Below are 16,956 nucleotides of genomic sequence, written 5' to 3' on the forward strand. Positions count from 1 at the left end.
ATTTATTTTTATTACATGGTAAGTTTTTCAATAATAACCTCGGGTAGCTGATAACCTGTTCCGTCCAATTGAAAATTCATTGCTCCTCCGGTACACCCGCCAACAGCAATATTCTGATTTCCAAAGAATGTAAATTTGACAATATCAGCAGTATTAAAAGTACCTATATAAGTACTTGAAATAGAATGGTTGATTTTAGGGCCAAGAATGCCTAAAATTTGAAGCGGATCCGTTGCACTATTTAATGTATATGGAGAAACGGTACTATTAATAGGTACAAAAGCTCCTGATCCATTAGCCTGGAGGGATAAATTCATTCTTGCATAGATAGTTTGTGCAATTCCAAGGCAAACCGGCGCACTAGATGTCACACGGCTGCTAAAAGAAATCCTGTATAATCCGGATGTTTTAAATCTTATTTGAGGGGTACTTGCTGCAACCAGCTCAACATCAGCGGCTATATCATTAAAAGCATTGTTGCCTGTAGCCGTTAGTGGCACATCAATAGGTGTACATTGTCTGTTTTCCAGTCCGCAGAGTACGCAAGTACCACAAGGAGATGTTAAGGTGCCTCCTGATTTTACAAACCTGGCTAATTTCCCATTTTTTAAATTCACTAAAATAGGATCTGAAATAACTTTCCATTGCGTTCCATCGTTTTGTGCAATATTGGCAGCTTGCTTATTATAAAGTATTGACCCCTGTGTTCCGTTTCCTGTGGTTCCTGCAGCCGAAACCGGCAAAATACTTGTCGTATTACTCCTCGGCAATCTTACAGCTTCATTGTTCTGCTGTACGTGCAATTCTGTTCTGATATCAGGCTGAAAAGCGGGAGCTTTAGAAATCCCAACCTGTGCATTTATTCCCATAGAGATAAGAGAGAACATGATAATAGACTTTAATTTCATATTATTATTTTTTTCAATTTGACATAATAAATCTAACAAATATTATAATAATATTTATCAGATTTTTATTTAAAAAAATAATTTCAAAAAATAAAGTAGCTATATCAAAAAAACGATGATTAAATATGAATTTTACTTATAAAATAGAGAAAAATATAAAAAAAATAATTCATATCACCAATTAGCGAGTTAAACAGTGTATTTACACTTTATAACGGATAATTTGGTCCTATTTTCGGAAGCTTCCCTTAGGAATCTCTGGCTGCAATAATAGTAAACCAATGTCATTTGGAAAAATCATTAGGTAACGTATACCATTGGCAGCTGTTATATAACATACAGTAATGAATTTTAAATCAACATGAAGAATATTTTCTTTTCTGCTCTTTCAAGTTATTGTTTTATTTATATTTTGTCATTGGCTTTCTGCTAAACCGGTTGGGACATCCTATTTTTTCAAATATCCAACCTCAGAAAGCCTATAACAAAATTTTCTATTAAGATGTAAACAGGCTCTAGAATTAAGGGTGAGCCTTAACTGAAATATTTGGATCCGTTAATCTATAATACTTTTTCTACTGTCACATAGCTATTATTAGTCACATTATACGTTGTAGTTCCACTCACCTCGGAAATGGATTCCAAAGTAATATACTGACCTTGAACAGCATAAACAGAAAAGTCTAAATTGATTTTACGGTTAGTTCCATCAAAATTGACTGTTTCTTCCAGCAGCTGAAATCTCTTAACATTATTTACATATAAACTGGCTCCTAATCTGTTACTAAAAGAACCTGCAGCACCTGTGAAATTCAAATTCACATTAATCCTGTATAATCCCGTTTGCCGAACATATAATCTGTTAAGGTCAACACCTGTTGTAGGTACATTGGTTTTAAGCTTTAATGGATCTGCAAGGAAATTAGGTTTATCAATAAGGGAGTTTATGGACAACAAAGCAGTGCCTGTAGTAGTGGAAACAGCATTGAGCTGAAACCTTGAGATATTATCAGATTCTATTTCAAAGGCTTTACTCCACACTAACCCATCAAAAACCATTACCTGACCGGTACTTTTAACAAACAAAAGCAGTCCCCTCAATACCTCAATTCTTGATCCCGGAGCATTTACTCCTGTATAAGGAAGGTCTACTTCTGCATTTACTGCTGGAAGTCCAAAACCTTTTACTCCTGCTGCTTCGCTCGTATTGGTAATATACATCATGACCTGATCGTTTCCATTGGCATTAGAGTCAGGACTAGGAATATTTGTAAAATTCACCTGTGCGCTGTAAATATTCATTATGAATAAAGACAGTCCGAATATATATTTTTTCATCTTAAAAAGCTTTAATTAAACGTGCTGCAATATAAGAATTGATCGAATTGGCATCTGTACCATAGGCTGCTAATGATCCTCCTGATCCACCAATTGTTCTGATGGAAGGAATAACCCTCAATTCAGCTCCGACGGGTAAAGTAATAGTCTGGGCAAAACTGCAAGTCTTGTTTCCCTGTGTATCCACAATAAATATGAGTGAATAGTTTGACTTGGTAACAATAGTCTCCCATGCTCCTCCGGATGTATATCTAGCCTGTAATGTCAGTTTAAATTCCGTAACCCCTATCTGGGCACCAAGAGAACCACCGGTAAATCCTAAAGCAGCTGCTACATCATAAATCCCAGCCTGCTTTATGGTTACTGTGCTTGCATTCTTCAATCCAAGGTTATCAACAAGAACTTCACTTTTGTCATCCGGAGCTAAATAGACCGCTGAGCCGGTTGAAAGACATAGCCCTAAACCGAATGCAATACAAGGAATTGAAATTCCCGAAGAAATCCCCAATCTTGATCCTTTAGGCTGATATATCCCCTGTATCTGTCTTGCCGGATTCCAGGCGTAGCCATCATACTTGTAATACTGATCGTCACTCTTATTGTAGATAAGACCACCCACAAGATTAGGGTAATCATTATACAGATCCGTTACGGCAGCATTATATTTTGGAAAAGTGGTAAAGGTATTGGAATAAGGTAATATGATCCCTTTGGTTCCATCCTGAACTTTAACAATGTTTTTAGAGCTGTATATATCTCCTCCAATACCTACTTGTGCCTGCAAAAAGTATTGAAAAAAAGCCGCTATAATTAATATTATCTTTTTCATCTTATTGCATATTTATTTTTTCAACAATAATTTCTGAGATAGAATTTCCTGTGGAATTCATAGCAAAGTACATATTAGTTCCCAAGCAGCCTCCAACAGTCATGGTCTGGTTGCCAAAGAATCTCAGTCTTGCTCTGTCATTTGCGTTAAAAACCCCCACATAAGTAAATGCCAATGACTGGCCTACATCTACGGATCCTATGGGTATTGAACCCAGTGCAAACAATCCTCCTGTAGTATTGCTTACCGTATTATTAATAGGTCTCCATGTTGCTCCGTTATCAGAACTAACTTCCAGATTCAATCTGGAATACAGATTAGTGGTTGCCCCTATACAGAGTGCCTCCCCTACATCTAACGGTCCGCTTTTAAACGAAAGCTTATATAAACCTCTTGTTTTAAAGTTGATCATATTACTTGTGGTACTTACCAATGCTATATCATTTGAGATTTCATTCAAGGCAGGGCTGCTTGACGTAAAAGGAACATCTGTTGCAGCACATGTCCTGTCGGACCCGATAAAACAGGTGGGAGGAATAAGAGTACAAGGCTGGCAAGTAGTGGTAGTGGTACCACTTCTTATAAAGCGGGCCATTTTATTATTTTTCATCACCGTAACAATTGGATCTGAGATCTTCCAGCTTGTACCATCGTTCTGAACAATACTTCCTGTTTCTCTGTTGAATATTACAGAACCCTGCGTTCCATCTCCAATAGTACCCGTTAATGAAGTAGGAAGAACTCCTGCGGTATTGGCTCTTGGCATTCGGGCCGCAAAATTATCCTGCTTTACATGCAGCTGCGTTCTGGTATCCGGATCAAACGTGAGACTTTTTGAAATCCCAACCTGAGCACTCATCCCAATAGGAATGAGGGAGAACATGATAATAGATTTTAATTTCATATTATTATTTTTTTTCAATTTGACTTAATAAATTTAATAAAATTTATTATAATATTTATTAAATTTCTATTAAAAATATAATAATATTAAAAAATAAAATAATTATATCAAAAAAAATCGCAATTAAAATGTGAATATTGCTTATAAATCAAGGAAAAAAATCAAAAAAAACAACAAATATCACTAATTAGTGAGTTTATGTGAATATTGGAATTTATTTTTTGTAATGAAATTAAAAAAAGTCCGTTTCACAAATTGTGAAACGGACTTAAATCTTTTATTTTCGGACTCTTTTCGGCTTCTTTGCCTCTTCTTTAGCTCTTTCTTTTTCTATAGCATTTTGAGCTTCATCATAGAGCTCACTGTCTCCGGTATATTTTATTTCTTCGTTATTAGGGGTATCTACAAGAATATCCTGCCATTTCCTGATCCTGTCTTTAGTATTCCAGTTAAAGTCGGGGAACTTTCTTTTTGCCGGTTCTATTTTACTCATAGGGTAAGTATCTGAAGTAGCTCCGATACTGCAGGAAATAATCTGCAGTCCTTTCTCTTCAAACAAGGCACCAATAATACCACAGGCTGAGAGCGTGATTCCTATTCTCTCCGGTTTTTTAGTCTCCTGATCTGTATCATCTACATACGCAATAGACTGTGCATTCCCCACAACTCTTGCTTCTTTAATGTCATTATTTTCATAGTAGACGGTCATAAATTTTCCTTTCACCTGATTGAACTCGTCTTTTAGGTTTAATGAATCTACTTTACTGATCGCCAGAGCATTCCCAATAACCTTCAGTGAGTCTATATTTTCATTTTTGGTATTAAAATAGGCTTCTACTTTATCTCCTGTCACCTGTTTTTCTCCACTCCAAAGAATAGGTTTCGTATACATATGCATGACTCCGTCTGTTTCATTGAAAGCAATAGAATCTGCTCTTCCCTGGGCATTTGATTTGTAAATACGGGCCTTTTTATAAGCTCGCAGAAAGCTTTTCTTTACGTTGATATCTAAGGAATCGGGTCTTTGGTAGGAAAGGATTTTTTCTGCTGCAAAATAAATTGAATCTTTTTCCATTACTTTTACAGCATAAGGGCTTTTGGTCATCATGGCAGAATCTTTTTTCTCAAAAATCTCACCATAGCCTCCTTTGATATACCTTTTTTCCTTAGGATCATCAAGTGTTACATTCCCTGTTGCTTTACCGAAACCGGTAAGCTGGTTGAAATACATGTCATCACCGGTAAGTATTTTGTCATTGTAAAAGATCTTGGAATTTTTATTCAGGAAAGCTTCCTTCGTTTCCATTCTGTAGGTACCTCTTTCCGTATATATCCTGTTTTTAGGATTAGCTCTGTTTGTAATGGTGGTAGGACCAAAAAACTCAGCCACTTTAGTATTCTGATTCTGCTTGATATTGACACCTTCGATAATATATTGTGCATTGTCTATTTTAACATTGCCTACAAAGTCGATCATTTTGGTGTTCAGAAAATAGGTGGCAGACTTTGTATACATTACATTACCCTGGCTGTCATTAATTGTTCCGCCGGTATTAAAGTAAGCCTGGTTGGAAAGCCTGTCATAATAAAGAATATCCGTTTTTATAGTCTGTTTGGGATCTGTAAGGACTACGTTTTTCCGGGCAACTCCCTTCTGGGTGTTACCGTCATATTCCATTTCTCCTGCTGTAATTACTGATCCGTCTGTGTTTTGAAGTCTTGTATTGCCTATGGCTTTTACAAAATTTTCTTCATTATATAGCACCACTTCGTCTGCAGTAAGGACAGATCCCTGATGTTCGATCTGAACATTGCCGGTAAAGTATTGGTTACCTTCGTATTTTGCAGGGTCTTTTATAATTTTATCCGCATGGATAATTTTTATTTTATCTTCGGGTCTCTGCGGTTGTGGTTTTGCCGTTGAAGGAGTCTGCAGGTACGGATCTCTTTTCACGGGAGTTTTATCCTGCGCAAAGACAAGCGTAGAAATACAGAGTAACAGAAAAAGGATTATTCTCATTAATTAATCATTCTTAGTGCCATAGAAATATAGCGAATGAGAATCAATTTTTACGCCAAATGCTTCTTCAATGGCTTCTTTGATTCCTTGAATTCTCGGGTCACAGAATTCAATAATTTCTTCAATTTCTTTATCAGAGTCTTTTTTATAGATCACAAGGTGATCATGCTGCTTATCAAAATAAGACTTCTCATAAGATGAAGAGGTTAACGTTTTTTCTCCAAACTGATGCTTACGAATAAGGCCTGCATCAAGGAAAATCTCAATAGTATTGTAAATAGTCGCTTTGGAAACATGATACTTTTTCTGCATCATCAGAAGATACAGATCATCAACGTTAAAGTGATGATCCATATTATAAATCTCTTCCAATATCGTGTATCTCTCAGGTGTGTTTCTAAACCCTTTTTCTAATAAGTAGTTTCTTAAAACATCCTTGATCAAAGCTATATTCTTTTCTTTTTGTACTGTATCCATTAAAAAAATTATCTACAAATTTATCGATTTTTATTTAAATAGATAGTATGGTTGTATACCCTTACGTTTAAGAATTGTGACGGAAGTACCCGGATTGCTCAATTTTATTGTCGTAAACGGTAAGTTCTGTAATCGGTGCAGATTCTACTTCAACGTTATGAGAAGACACTCCCCAAGCCTTAAAGTCATCACTTCCTATATACTTCACAAAGTTGTAAATATTAAGAACAATCTTCTGTTTAACAGTTAAAAGAATATCGTTAATATATGTATTATCTATAATTACATACTTCAAATCCGGCGGTATATCATGAGCTCTCAGAGAAGGGTGACTGCTTCTTGAAGGGATGGTACCATCTGCCATTAAGTCTTTCAGTACCATATTGAAATAATCATTAATTCTTCGGTCTACTTTAAACCCTAAAAGGAAATTAACTTTATAAACCGTCCCCGGAAGAATTTCGTCTACCGTATATTTGAATGTATATGGATCTTCCTGATTGACAATACTTAGAATAAAATAATGATCAGCTCTTTTCGGCTGTTTTTTAATGATAGAATAGATAATTTTTGATTCTACCTCATCATTTCTTTTTGCTCTGCTCAGATAAGCAAGATTGGTTGCATATTTTGGAATAGTCTCATCCAGTTTCATATCTTTAATGATAGATACATATTTATCTATTCTCACAAACTGGATAAATCTTGTTTTTATTAATCTTCCATTATACCATGCGTACATGGATATTCCTATAGAACCAGCCAGTACAACTGTAATCCAGCCACCTTCCATAAATTTAATAATATTGGCACTGAAGAAACCTAATTCAATAGCCATATATACTAAAGCAAAAACAAGTATCAGAACTTTGCTTACTCTGTGTTTTAGTAACCAGAAAACCAGCAGAACTGTTGTCATCAGCATCGTTACTGTAATAGAAAGACCATAGGCCGCTTCCATTTTTCCTGATTCTCTAAAATGGAGAACTACAATGATACAAAGAATTAAAAGTCCCCAATTGATTCTTGGGATATACATTTGTCCTTTAACTCCGGAAGGATAATCAATTTTCTGATTAGGCCATAAATTAAGAGACATTGCTTCTGAGAAAATGGTAAAAGAACCTGTAATTAATGCCTGGCTCGCAATAATTGCAGCAGCAGTGGCTAAAATTACTCCCGGTATAATCATCCATTCTTCCATAATTCCAAAGAATGGGTTTACTACAGAAAATCCAGGTTTATTATAATTGGTTAAAAGCCATGCTCCCTGTCCAAGATAGTTTAAAATAAGCATAACCTTAACAAATGCCCAGCTTACTCTTATATTTTTAGCACCGCAGTGGCCCAAATCTGAGTAAAGAGCTTCTGCCCCGGTTGTACAAAGGAAAACAGCACCAAGAATAATAATTGCACTGGGTGAATTTGCGATAAGCTTATATGCATAATAAGGGTTGAAAGATCTTAAAATTTCAAAATTTTCACTCAAATGCATTACTCCTAAACCACCTAGCACCAGAAACCAGACAACCATTACAGGGCCGAAAAACTTCCCTATAAAGCTGGTTCCAAATTGCTGCACCACAAAAATAACAATCAAGATTCCAATCGTAATGGGAACAACAGGGGTGTGAGGATTGTATATTTCAAGACCTTCAATTGCTGACATTACAGTAAGTGACGGTGTAATCACTCCATCTGCAATAAGTGCCGCTGCTCCTACGATTGCAATAAGATAGAGCCATCCTTTTTTAAGGTTTCTAACTAATGAGAACAAAGCCAAAATACCTCCTTCTCCTTTGTTATCCGCTCTTAAAGCAATGATTACATATTTGATGGTAGTCTGAAGCGTCAACGTCCAGATGATACAGGACAACGCTCCTTCTATGTATTCGTTGAAAGGCATATTACTACCTCCTGCCCGTGCATTCACAATTGCTTTCATCACGTAAAGCGGTGATGTACCGATATCTCCGAAAACAATTCCTAAAGAGACTAAAACTCCAATAAAGGAAAGTTTTTTTATATCAAAATGATAACCATCTTCTGTAACGTCTGCCATGTCAGCTTATTTATTTTTAAACGGGCAAATTTATATTAATTTTATGACTCAACGAACTTTTATTCATGAATATAATAAATGAAAAAACTTCCTTTCGGAAGTTTTTCTCTATTATTACTTAACGTACATTGCTTTTTTAATTTCCTCTTTTACTTTTTCAAGCTTAGGGAACCATTCTGCAAACAGGGCTGCAGAATAAGGTGCAGGTGCATCAGGAGTGGTTATTCTCTTGATTGGAGCATCTAAATAATCGAATGCTTTTTGCTGTACCATGTATGTAATTTCTGAAGATATTGAACCAAATGGCCAAGCCTCTTCTAAGATAACTAATCTATTTGTTTTCTTTACAGATTCTAAAACGGTATCAAAATCAAGAGGACGAACTGTTCTAAGGTCAATAACTTCTACAGAAATTCCTTCTTTAGCCATATCTTCAGCCGCCTGAATAGCTAACTTCATGATTTTACCGAAAGAAACCAAAGTAACATCTGTACCTTCTCTTTTGATATCTGCCTTTCCTATTGGTAAATAGTATTCTTCTTCAGGAATTTCCATTTTATCTCCATACATCTGCTCAGATTCCATGAAGATCACCGGATCGTTATCCTGAATGGCTGTTTTCAATAATCCTTTTGCATCATATGGGTTAGAAGGTACTACCACCTTAAGCCCGGGACAGTTGGCAAACCAACCTTCAAAAGCCTGAGAGTGGGTAGCTCCCAGCTGTCCTGCCGAAGCAGTAGGACCACGGAAAACGATTGGGCAGTTCCACTGTCCACCACTCATCTGACGGATCTTTGCCGCATTATTGATAATCTGATCAATTCCTACCAGAGAGAAATTGAATGTCATAAATTCTACGATTGGTCTGTTACCATTCATTGCAGCTCCCACAGAGATTCCTGTAAATCCAAGTTCTGCAATCGGTGTATCGATTACTCTTTTTGGACCAAATTCATCCAGCATTCCTTTTGAAGCTTTATATGCACCATTATATTCTGCAACTTCCTCCCCCATCAGATAGATAGATTCGTCTTTACGCATTTCCTCGCTCATTGCCTGTGCAATTACCTCACGAAAAGTATATTCTGCCATATTTTCTTGAAAAATTTAGACTACAAAAATAGTGTTTTTTTATTATACACATCATAAAAAAGGTGTCTCATTTGAACGAGATACGTTAATATTAATTTTATTTAAATTGCTTTTTCTTCCTGATAGCCGAGTTCTTTATAGTTTTTTCTAAGATCCTGAAGAATTTTCCCGTAGGTTCTTTTATATACTATATACAAAATGTAAAAGGTAATCATCAGGATAATTCCAAAAATAACATAGTTTCCAAGCACCGGCATTATTGTTTCAGAATCGGCAGGTAATACTTTAGTACCGCCGCCACTATTCCAGCCGTCTTTTAAACCTGCCATAAAATCCCTGGTATTATGATCAAAGTGAATGATATTATCTGTAACAGCTAAAAGTAATGAAATAAATGCATATCCAAAAATAAGCCTCCTTAAGTTTAAAATACTTTTCATCAATGTCATACTATCCTGCCCGCTTTTCATTCTGCGGAAGACGAAAACAATTAATCCTGTAAAAATCAGAAACATCATTATTCTTATATAAGGAAATTCTTTGTTCAGATATCCATATACAGTCCACAGTATCATTTCAACCAGTCCTACAAACAACAATATTTTGGTTATAGAAACAGATTTAAGTTTTATCATTTTATAAATTTCATTTTCCGAATATTCCTTAAATTCTTCCGATTTTTTATTCCAGTCTTTTTTTAGCAATTCCAGTTCTTCCATATTATTGTATGCTTATTTTGGTTTTTAAATTATTCTTTGCTCTGTTCATTTTTACTCTTGCATTTCCTTCTGTTACTCCGAGGATCTCACCTATTTCTTTATAAGGCCGATCTTCCAGATACAACATAATTAAGGCTTTTTCCACATCAGAAAGTTTATAAATTGCTTCGTACATTTTTTTCAATTGATGTTCATCATCTTCATAATTCTGATATTCAATTGTAAGAGATGAGACGTCCACTTCTACGGTTTTCATTTTTCTGTTTCCGGGGCTCCTGAATAAAGTAATTGCAGTATTAAGCGCCACACGGTACATCCAGGTAGAAAATTTAGATTCCCCTTTAAATCCAGGAAATGATTTCCACAGCTGTATGGTGATTTCCTGGAAAAGGTCTTCATGATCTTCAGTATTATCGGTGTATATTTTACATATCTTGTGGATTAATTTTTGATTGGGTTTAAAAAAATCCACAAATAATTTCTCCTGTTTTGCACTCATACCCTATAAGTGGGGAAATTTCATTTTCGTTACAGTTTTTTTACAAAAAAAAACGACATTCCATTTCTGAAATGCCGTCTTAAAATTCTATTTAAACTTAAATTAATTAGCTTTCTCCCAAACCTGGGTTCTTCCTAATAAAGATAATCCTAAGTAACCTCTTACATTTAATTTATCTCCACTTTTGGTAATGGTACATTTGTAGGTTTTTCCTGTTTTAGGATCCGTAATACTTCCTCCTGTAAATTCATCACCATCTTTTTTCAATCCTCTGATGATTTCTAATCCCAGAATTGGTTTACCTTTTCTATCATCCTTGCAAGAGGTACAGTTCGGATCAGCTGGTTTTATAAGTAACTGGGAAACCTTCCCATAATATTTTCCATCTGATTTTTTAAATATTTCTACAATAGATTTAGCTTGCTTGGTTTCATCATCTATTGTTTTCCATTTGCCTTCTATCTGTGCAAATGAAAGCACACTGAATAGTGAAAGCGCGAATGTTAATAACAGTTTTTTCATATTTCTTATCGTTTTAATTCTGATACCGTAGTCTTTCCTACGTATTGATAAAAATATAAATTAATTTTCAACAAACAAAAACTTTTGTTATACAAAGCATAAAACGTAAGAAACTTTCTTTATTTTCATTAGCGTCCTACCTTGCTGTCTTTTTAGGCTCACTCAGTTTTCTGTTGATCACTCTATTCATATAATCCTGATACCAGGCTTTTGCCGTTTGTTTTCCTTTTTCTATTTCAGGAGTTTTAAGCTTACCTATCAAATTATTTTCAAGTCCCAGATCACTTTTATCATACACTCCTATGATCTCTTTACCATCAAAACGATAGATATAGTTCCCAATAATAAACTGCTCTGAAGTTCCGTCGGAATTGACTACAATAGAGGGATACTTTTTTTCACTTACTAAGCTTCTTCCCCAGCTTCTTAAAGGTTTATTATAGCCGATAAGGTCTGCTAAAGTGGGATAAATATCGATCTGCTGAGCCGTCTCTGGATTTTCTCCCTTAAGCTGGTATTCAGGGTTGGGAGAATAAAAAATCAGCGGAACAGCAAAACGGTTCATGGCTTTTTCATATTCCGGATAGTACACCTGATTGGTATGATCTCCTGTAAAAACAAAAATTGTATTATTAAACCAAGGTTGTTTTTTAGCTGTTTCAAAATATTTTTTTATAGCATAATCCGTATACTGAATAGGTTCATGCATTTCTATTTTTCCTTTTTTAAATTTCCCCTGATATTTTTCCGGAATTTTAAAAGGGTGGTGAGATGAAGCCGTAAACACGGTAGTCATAAAAGGTTGTGTTTTTCCTACATTTTTAGCAAAATACTGAAGGAATGGCTCGTCCCATATAGCCCACATACCGTCAAAATCTTCATCATGGTTGTATTCTGTCTTTCCAAAGTAATGTTTAAATCCTAAAATATTTCCAAATCCGAGAAATCCCATTGAACCGTTGGGTGCACCATGATAAAAAGAAGTATCATAGCCTAATTCATTACACACCGAGACAATAGACTGAATTTTCTGATTGGAATAGGGTGATCCTGTAAAAGCATCCGTAAGACTCGGGATACCGGCCAATACGCTGCTCATCCCATGGATAGACTGTCTTCCATTCGCAAATGCATTAGGAAAAATAAGACTCTGTGTTGCTAAGCTATCTATAAACGGAGTGTAGGAAATATAGTCTTTGATATTTTTATCTTTATTAAAAGCCCCGGAATACTCGCGCCCGAAGGATTCTACAATAAAGATAACAATATTGGGGCGGTGTTCTACTTTCCTGTCGTACACTTTATAAGGCTGCACATTTTCCTCAATATATTTCTCATCTACAAAATGAACTTCTTTAAAACTATTGGTACCCAATGTTCTGAAAAAGGAGAAAGTACTGTTCAAAACTACATTTCCCTGAAGTGGATTGGTTACAAAACGGTTGGCATCTACCATATTGATCGGTCTTGTACTGTGCTTAAAGTCACCACGGATTCCTCCTACTACCAAAACGGCCGTAATACATAAAATGACGATGGAGGAAAGGAAATAAGGCAATAGTTTTGCCGGTTTCTGCTCCTCAATTTTCAGTTTTTTATATAGAAATACCCATAATCCCATCAAAACAACAAACCATATCAGCACAAAAGGATGCTCACCTACAGAGATCATGAATGTTTTCGAAAGATTAGACTCGTGCTCTGCTACCTGCAATGCAGCTGAAGTAAGCCTCGACTGTGAAAATTTGTAGTAAATAAAATCACCAAAATTCATTGAATAGGCAATCCCATTGGTCACAAAATAGATCCAGAATAGAATTTTCTGAAACACTTTTTTGGTATTAATCACCAATGGCAGCAGACTTAAAAGTATAAACAATGAATTGACATATAAAATTGCAGTCGTATCAAAAGCTATCCCGTGATACGCCAGTTTTATATAATCCGAAACCGAGTCAATTTTTATCAGATCTTTATTAAAATACCAGAATAAAAATCTGGAAATCTGATAAAAAAAATATGTTAAAAAGATCCTGTACCCTAACACCAGAATCTCTTGTTTTCTAAATCCCTTTTTCATTACCTGCAAAGGAAATTAAAATTATTTACATACAAATAAAAAAATATTCAAATAATAAATTTATCGTGAATTATCCAATATTAAAATTAATCTATTTCTGTTTTAAATTTAAAATTATAGAAACAGATACCAATAAAGGCAACAATAGCTGTAATAAAAGAAAATAATAGGGCCGTAGAAACAGAAGTTTCAGCATTAAAGGTAAAGTACTGCGCCGCCTTCATAAAGAGCCACTCTCTTACTCCCAACCCCGAAAAAGAAATGATACTGAGTACCGCACTGATAAGAAAGACTATAAAATAGATCCAGACCCCTTCGATCTGGGTGAATGACTTCAAAATAAAATAGATGGTAACAAGCTGGAGAATCTGCACTCCCAGTGAATACAGCAGTGCCCGGTAAAATATTCTTTTGAACCCGGGAAAGTATTTTGTACAAAAAAGATGGGCTGCAACAATCGTAAGACTAACCGCAGGAATTATTAACAACTTCAATGCACCATCCAGAATTAAAAATGTCAGCATCTCGATTAAAAGGATGATTGCCAATAACCCCGAAAGCCTGTCACTAAATACAGAGCCGGTTAATTTCTTCACACTCCATCCGAATTTTTTATTAAGGATATATACTTTATAGGCATCTCCCCCTATTCCTCCGGGAATACAGAAATTATAAAACATCCCCACAAGGTATAGTTTCAGGTTATCTATCTTATTGATAAGAAAATTTTCTGCATGAAAGTATAATAAAAGTCTTTGGGATGAAATGAGTTGAGAGACGGTAAAAGTGATAAGGGCGGGCACTAAAAAAAGGAAGTTACTGGCTGTAATATGGTCCCAGGCATCAGAGAATGAGATTTTCCTGAAAACAAGATACAAAAGAAGCAGGCTGACGCCAATCTTCAGGAGTGTAATGACTATTTTCTTCAGCTTTTTCAAAAGACAGATATTTTACGGATATTAAACGGTCTCTTTTTTTGAGATTCATAATAGGTCTTCATAAGAAGGTCTATAATAATACCTGTAGTAAAAAGCTGGATTCCTACAAAGACCAGCAGAATTCCTAGAATCAATAACGGCCTTCCTCCAATTGAATATCCCATACACTTTTCAATAAGCAGATAGATATTGATCAGCATTCCGGATATAAAAGTAGCAAGTCCTATATTCCCGAATAGATAGATCGGTTTCTGGAGATACTTTTGGTTAAATAATAACAAAATCAGATCATTGATAACCTTTGTAGTTCTTCCTATTCCATATTTTGAAACCCCAAACTGTCTGGCATGATGCTTTATGGGTACTTCTGTAATTCTTGCTCCGTTAAGATGGGCATGAAGTGTAATAAACCTGTGGGACTCTCCATAAAGATCAAGATTTTTGGCTGTTTCGCTATTGAAAACTTTCAATGCACATCCATGATCCGTTACATTGAGTTTCGTGGTTCTCCTGATGATAAAATTAGCTATTTTGGAAGGAAAGGTTCTTACCAGATTATCCTGTCTTTTTTGACGCTTTCCAATCACAAGATCATATTCATTTTCATTAATCTTTTTTATCATCATCGGAATATCGGAAGGATCATTCTGCATATCCCCATCCATTGTTATAATATAATCTCCTGAAGCATAATCTATCCCAGCCATCAGTGCAGAACTTTGCCCATAATTTTTTGTCAGTTCTATTAAAACTACATCAGAAGTAGCCATATTTTTAATAGCCATCGCCGTCCTGTCTGTTGAAAAATCATCAACCAGGATAAGTTCATAGCGGTACTCTTTCATGATATCCTTAACGGCATTAATGAGCAGCGGAACATTTTCTTCTTCATTATAAAGAGGAACCACAATAGAATAAAACTTATCTGGATTCATCATAAGGTCATGATTTTATAAACATAATGGATTTTTCTATCCGTATAATTTTTAGAATGAGATCCTTCTTCATTGTCATCAAATACCCCGATATAAACAAGTTTCCAGCCTAAATCTTCCAATGTTTTTAAAGATTCAGGTTTATTGGAGTTCATGGCAATATAAAATTCCTTATCAGCCGGATATGTTTTCGGATTTCCAGGCTGTATTTCTGGCATAAGCTTCTGATATTTAAACCAAACCTCAGGTGAGTATTCCGAATAGGTGTATAGTCTTAAATTTTCATGATGAAGCTTAGCTTTAATAGTGGTAAGGCTTTTAAATTCTTTATTATTACTCAGCATTTTATCCAAGACAGGAAGTCCAAAAATCCCTGTATAGATCATTAACACTATAACACTGCAGAAAGCATACTGAAAATTCTGCTTTATATATATGAAGTAGACTAGGCTTACACAGGTAACGAAAGCTGCTGCAGAAAATAAAACAGTGTTGATCTCAACCGTTAGGGGCAGGAAATATATACCTACTGAAATAGCCAGTGAAACAATGGCAAGAACCGTAAATATGGCCTTATTCAGACTAAGTTCCCATTTCTTCAAGTCTAAACTATGAAAGAGATAATGGAGGTAATATCCTGTAGTGGCAGCGAGAGGTACCATCATAGGAAAGAGATAACGTTCTTTTTTTGAAGGAATAAGTGAAAGTAAGATTAATGAAAACAGAGTCCAGTAAAAGAAAAGCATATAAATTTCAGGTTGCTTCACTCTTTTTTTTACCATTGGAAAAACAAGTCCTACCACAGAGTAAAAAATCCAGACTCCGGTTTGTACAGGAAAGCTTAAATATCTTGTAAACGGTTTTGCATCCCGGTTTTCTCTGGCTAAAGCCTCTTTTTTCATAATGGCCAGGAAGGTGTCAGAATCCGCAAGATAGATATAAAGGTACCATGAAAACCCAATCATGACCGTAATGACAGAACATAAGGCAATTCCTTTAATGTCCACCCATTTAGGCATTCCAAAAGTGATGGCATACCCCATAATAAGAGGAATAAGTAATACATAAGGGCCTGTAGGACCCTTACTTAATATAGAAAGTCCAAAAAACACTCCCGCAAAAAGATAATTAGGAATAGATTTTATCTTTTTCAAGGCTAAAAGAAAATAATAAATCCCAATCACCATAAAGCTGTAGCTATAAATATCCCAGTTGGCTCTTCTTCCTACATAAATTACCAGAAAATTGGTAACTAAGACAAGGGATGATATAAGCGCAATATGGGTATTCTTTGAAAGAAGATCGACAATTTTATAAAAATATATGATCAGCAGCATACAGGATAATGCGGCCGGAAATCTTAAAGCAGCGATATTATCAAAACCAAAAATTTGTCCCATCCAGGCACTCAACCAGGTAGGAAGTGGTGGTTTTTCATATCTTGGAATACCATTCATGGTGGTGAAGATCCAATGTCCTTCTTCGGCCATTTCCCGTGCAGAAACAAAATTCCTGGCTTCCATAATATCTACGTATAATTTTCCCAAATGGGCAAAAAGCAGGATAGCAACAGCAACAAGCAGTAAATAAAATAATTGTTTCTGACTTTTCATATACTAAAGCATTTATT

Annotated in this window: 15 protein-coding genes; all 15 read right to left on the reverse strand. The window is 35.4% G+C overall.

Annotated elements, in window-relative coordinates:
- Window positions 1-11 precede the first annotated feature (11 nt).
- The 15 genes from MP478_RS15400 to MP478_RS15470 all read right to left on the reverse strand — a co-directional run bounded on the left by MP478_RS15400 (window position 12) and on the right by MP478_RS15470 (window position 16,939).
- Window positions 12-908 carry a hypothetical protein gene (locus MP478_RS15400; RefSeq protein ID WP_257190814.1) on the reverse strand — a complete coding sequence of 299 codons (897 nt, stop codon included), beginning with the start codon at window positions 906-908 and terminating at the stop codon, window positions 12-14.
- Between the two features lie 561 nt (window positions 909-1,469).
- Window positions 1,470-2,246, reverse strand: coding sequence for a hypothetical protein (locus MP478_RS15405; RefSeq protein ID WP_230040597.1), 777 nt, complete (start codon window positions 2,244-2,246; stop codon window positions 1,470-1,472).
- Window position 2,247: 1 nt separating this feature from the next.
- A complete protein-coding gene (locus tag MP478_RS15410; protein ID WP_257200920.1) occupies window positions 2,248-3,075 on the reverse strand; it encodes a hypothetical protein in 828 nt (275 codons plus the stop codon).
- Window position 3,076: 1 nt separating this feature from the next.
- Entirely contained in the window at window positions 3,077-3,979 is a 903-nt protein-coding gene (locus MP478_RS15415; protein ID WP_257200921.1) for a hypothetical protein, read from the reverse strand.
- A 277-nt stretch (window positions 3,980-4,256) separates the two neighbouring features.
- Window positions 4,257-5,999, reverse strand: coding sequence for an OstA-like protein (locus MP478_RS15420; RefSeq protein WP_257200922.1), 1,743 nt, complete (start codon window positions 5,997-5,999; stop codon window positions 4,257-4,259).
- A 3-nt stretch (window positions 6,000-6,002) separates the two neighbouring features.
- Complete coding sequence (locus MP478_RS15425; protein ID WP_027374694.1) at window positions 6,003-6,476, reverse strand: Fur family transcriptional regulator; 474 nt, start codon at window positions 6,474-6,476, stop codon at window positions 6,003-6,005.
- Between the two features lie 67 nt (window positions 6,477-6,543).
- Entirely contained in the window at window positions 6,544-8,538 is a 1,995-nt protein-coding gene (locus tag MP478_RS15430; protein WP_230040611.1) for a KUP/HAK/KT family potassium transporter, read from the reverse strand.
- A gap of 114 nt (window positions 8,539-8,652) precedes the next feature.
- A complete protein-coding gene (locus tag MP478_RS15435) occupies window positions 8,653-9,633 on the reverse strand; it encodes a pyruvate dehydrogenase complex E1 component subunit beta (RefSeq protein WP_047488092.1) in 981 nt (326 codons plus the stop codon).
- A 101-nt stretch (window positions 9,634-9,734) separates the two neighbouring features.
- Window positions 9,735-10,352, reverse strand: a complete 618-nt coding sequence (locus tag MP478_RS15440) for a hypothetical protein (RefSeq protein ID WP_257200923.1) — start codon at window positions 10,350-10,352, stop codon at window positions 9,735-9,737.
- Between the two features lies 1 nt (window position 10,353).
- Window positions 10,354-10,851: an RNA polymerase sigma factor gene (locus MP478_RS15445; protein WP_257190818.1), complete on the reverse strand. Its 498-nt coding sequence runs from the start codon at window positions 10,849-10,851 to the stop codon at window positions 10,354-10,356.
- 102 nt (window positions 10,852-10,953) lie between these two features.
- A complete protein-coding gene (locus MP478_RS15450; protein WP_257200924.1) occupies window positions 10,954-11,373 on the reverse strand; it encodes a DUF2147 domain-containing protein in 420 nt (139 codons plus the stop codon).
- A 136-nt stretch (window positions 11,374-11,509) separates the two neighbouring features.
- Complete coding sequence (locus MP478_RS15455; protein ID WP_257200925.1) at window positions 11,510-13,453, reverse strand: LTA synthase family protein; 1,944 nt, start codon at window positions 13,451-13,453, stop codon at window positions 11,510-11,512.
- 86 nt (window positions 13,454-13,539) lie between these two features.
- Complete coding sequence (locus MP478_RS15460; protein ID WP_257200926.1) at window positions 13,540-14,391, reverse strand: lysylphosphatidylglycerol synthase transmembrane domain-containing protein; 852 nt, start codon at window positions 14,389-14,391, stop codon at window positions 13,540-13,542.
- A complete protein-coding gene (locus MP478_RS15465; RefSeq protein WP_306552761.1) occupies window positions 14,388-15,329 on the reverse strand; it encodes a glycosyltransferase family 2 protein in 942 nt (313 codons plus the stop codon). Before MP478_RS15465 ends, MP478_RS15460 begins: the two co-directional genes overlap by 4 nt.
- Window positions 15,326-16,939 (reverse strand): glycosyltransferase family 39 protein, encoded by a 1,614-nt coding sequence (locus MP478_RS15470; protein WP_257200927.1) that lies wholly within the window; start codon window positions 16,937-16,939, stop codon window positions 15,326-15,328. The genes MP478_RS15465 and MP478_RS15470 overlap by 4 nt, the downstream gene beginning before the upstream one ends.
- Between the last annotated feature and the right edge of the window lie 17 nt (window positions 16,940-16,956).

The sequence above is a fragment of the Chryseobacterium sp. WG14 genome (genome assembly GCF_024586945.1).
Classification (GTDB): Bacteria; Bacteroidota; Bacteroidia; order Flavobacteriales; family Weeksellaceae; genus Chryseobacterium.

Bases quoted from the DNA above. Each gene is read 5' to 3' on its own strand.
- MP478_RS15400 (WP_257190814.1), bottom strand. From the start codon at position 908: ATGAAATTAAAGTCTATTATCATGTTCTCTCTTATCTCTATGGGAATA.
- MP478_RS15405 (WP_230040597.1), bottom strand. From the start codon at position 2,246: ATGAAAAAATATATATTCGGACTGTCTTTATTCATAATGAATATTTAC.
- MP478_RS15410 (WP_257200920.1), bottom strand. From the start codon at position 3,075: ATGAAAAAGATAATATTAATTATAGCGGCTTTTTTTCAATACTTTTTG.
- MP478_RS15415 (WP_257200921.1), bottom strand. From the start codon at position 3,979: ATGAAATTAAAATCTATTATCATGTTCTCCCTCATTCCTATTGGGATG.
- MP478_RS15420 (WP_257200922.1), bottom strand. From the start codon at position 5,999: ATGAGAATAATCCTTTTTCTGTTACTCTGTATTTCTACGCTTGTCTTT.
- MP478_RS15425 (WP_027374694.1), bottom strand. From the start codon at position 6,476: ATGGATACAGTACAAAAAGAAAAGAATATAGCTTTGATCAAGGATGTT.
- MP478_RS15430 (WP_230040611.1), bottom strand. From the start codon at position 8,538: ATGGCAGACGTTACAGAAGATGGTTATCATTTTGATATAAAAAAACTT.
- MP478_RS15435 (WP_047488092.1), bottom strand. From the start codon at position 9,633: ATGGCAGAATATACTTTTCGTGAGGTAATTGCACAGGCAATGAGCGAG.
- MP478_RS15440 (WP_257200923.1), bottom strand. From the start codon at position 10,352: ATGGAAGAACTGGAATTGCTAAAAAAAGACTGGAATAAAAAATCGGAA.
- MP478_RS15445 (WP_257190818.1), bottom strand. From the start codon at position 10,851: ATGAGTGCAAAACAGGAGAAATTATTTGTGGATTTTTTTAAACCCAAT.
- MP478_RS15450 (WP_257200924.1), bottom strand. From the start codon at position 11,373: ATGAAAAAACTGTTATTAACATTCGCGCTTTCACTATTCAGTGTGCTT.
- MP478_RS15455 (WP_257200925.1), bottom strand. From the start codon at position 13,453: ATGAAAAAGGGATTTAGAAAACAAGAGATTCTGGTGTTAGGGTACAGG.
- MP478_RS15465 (WP_306552761.1), bottom strand. From the start codon at position 15,329: ATGATGAATCCAGATAAGTTTTATTCTATTGTGGTTCCTCTTTATAAT.
- MP478_RS15470 (WP_257200927.1), bottom strand. From the start codon at position 16,939: ATGAAAAGTCAGAAACAATTATTTTATTTACTGCTTGTTGCTGTTGCT.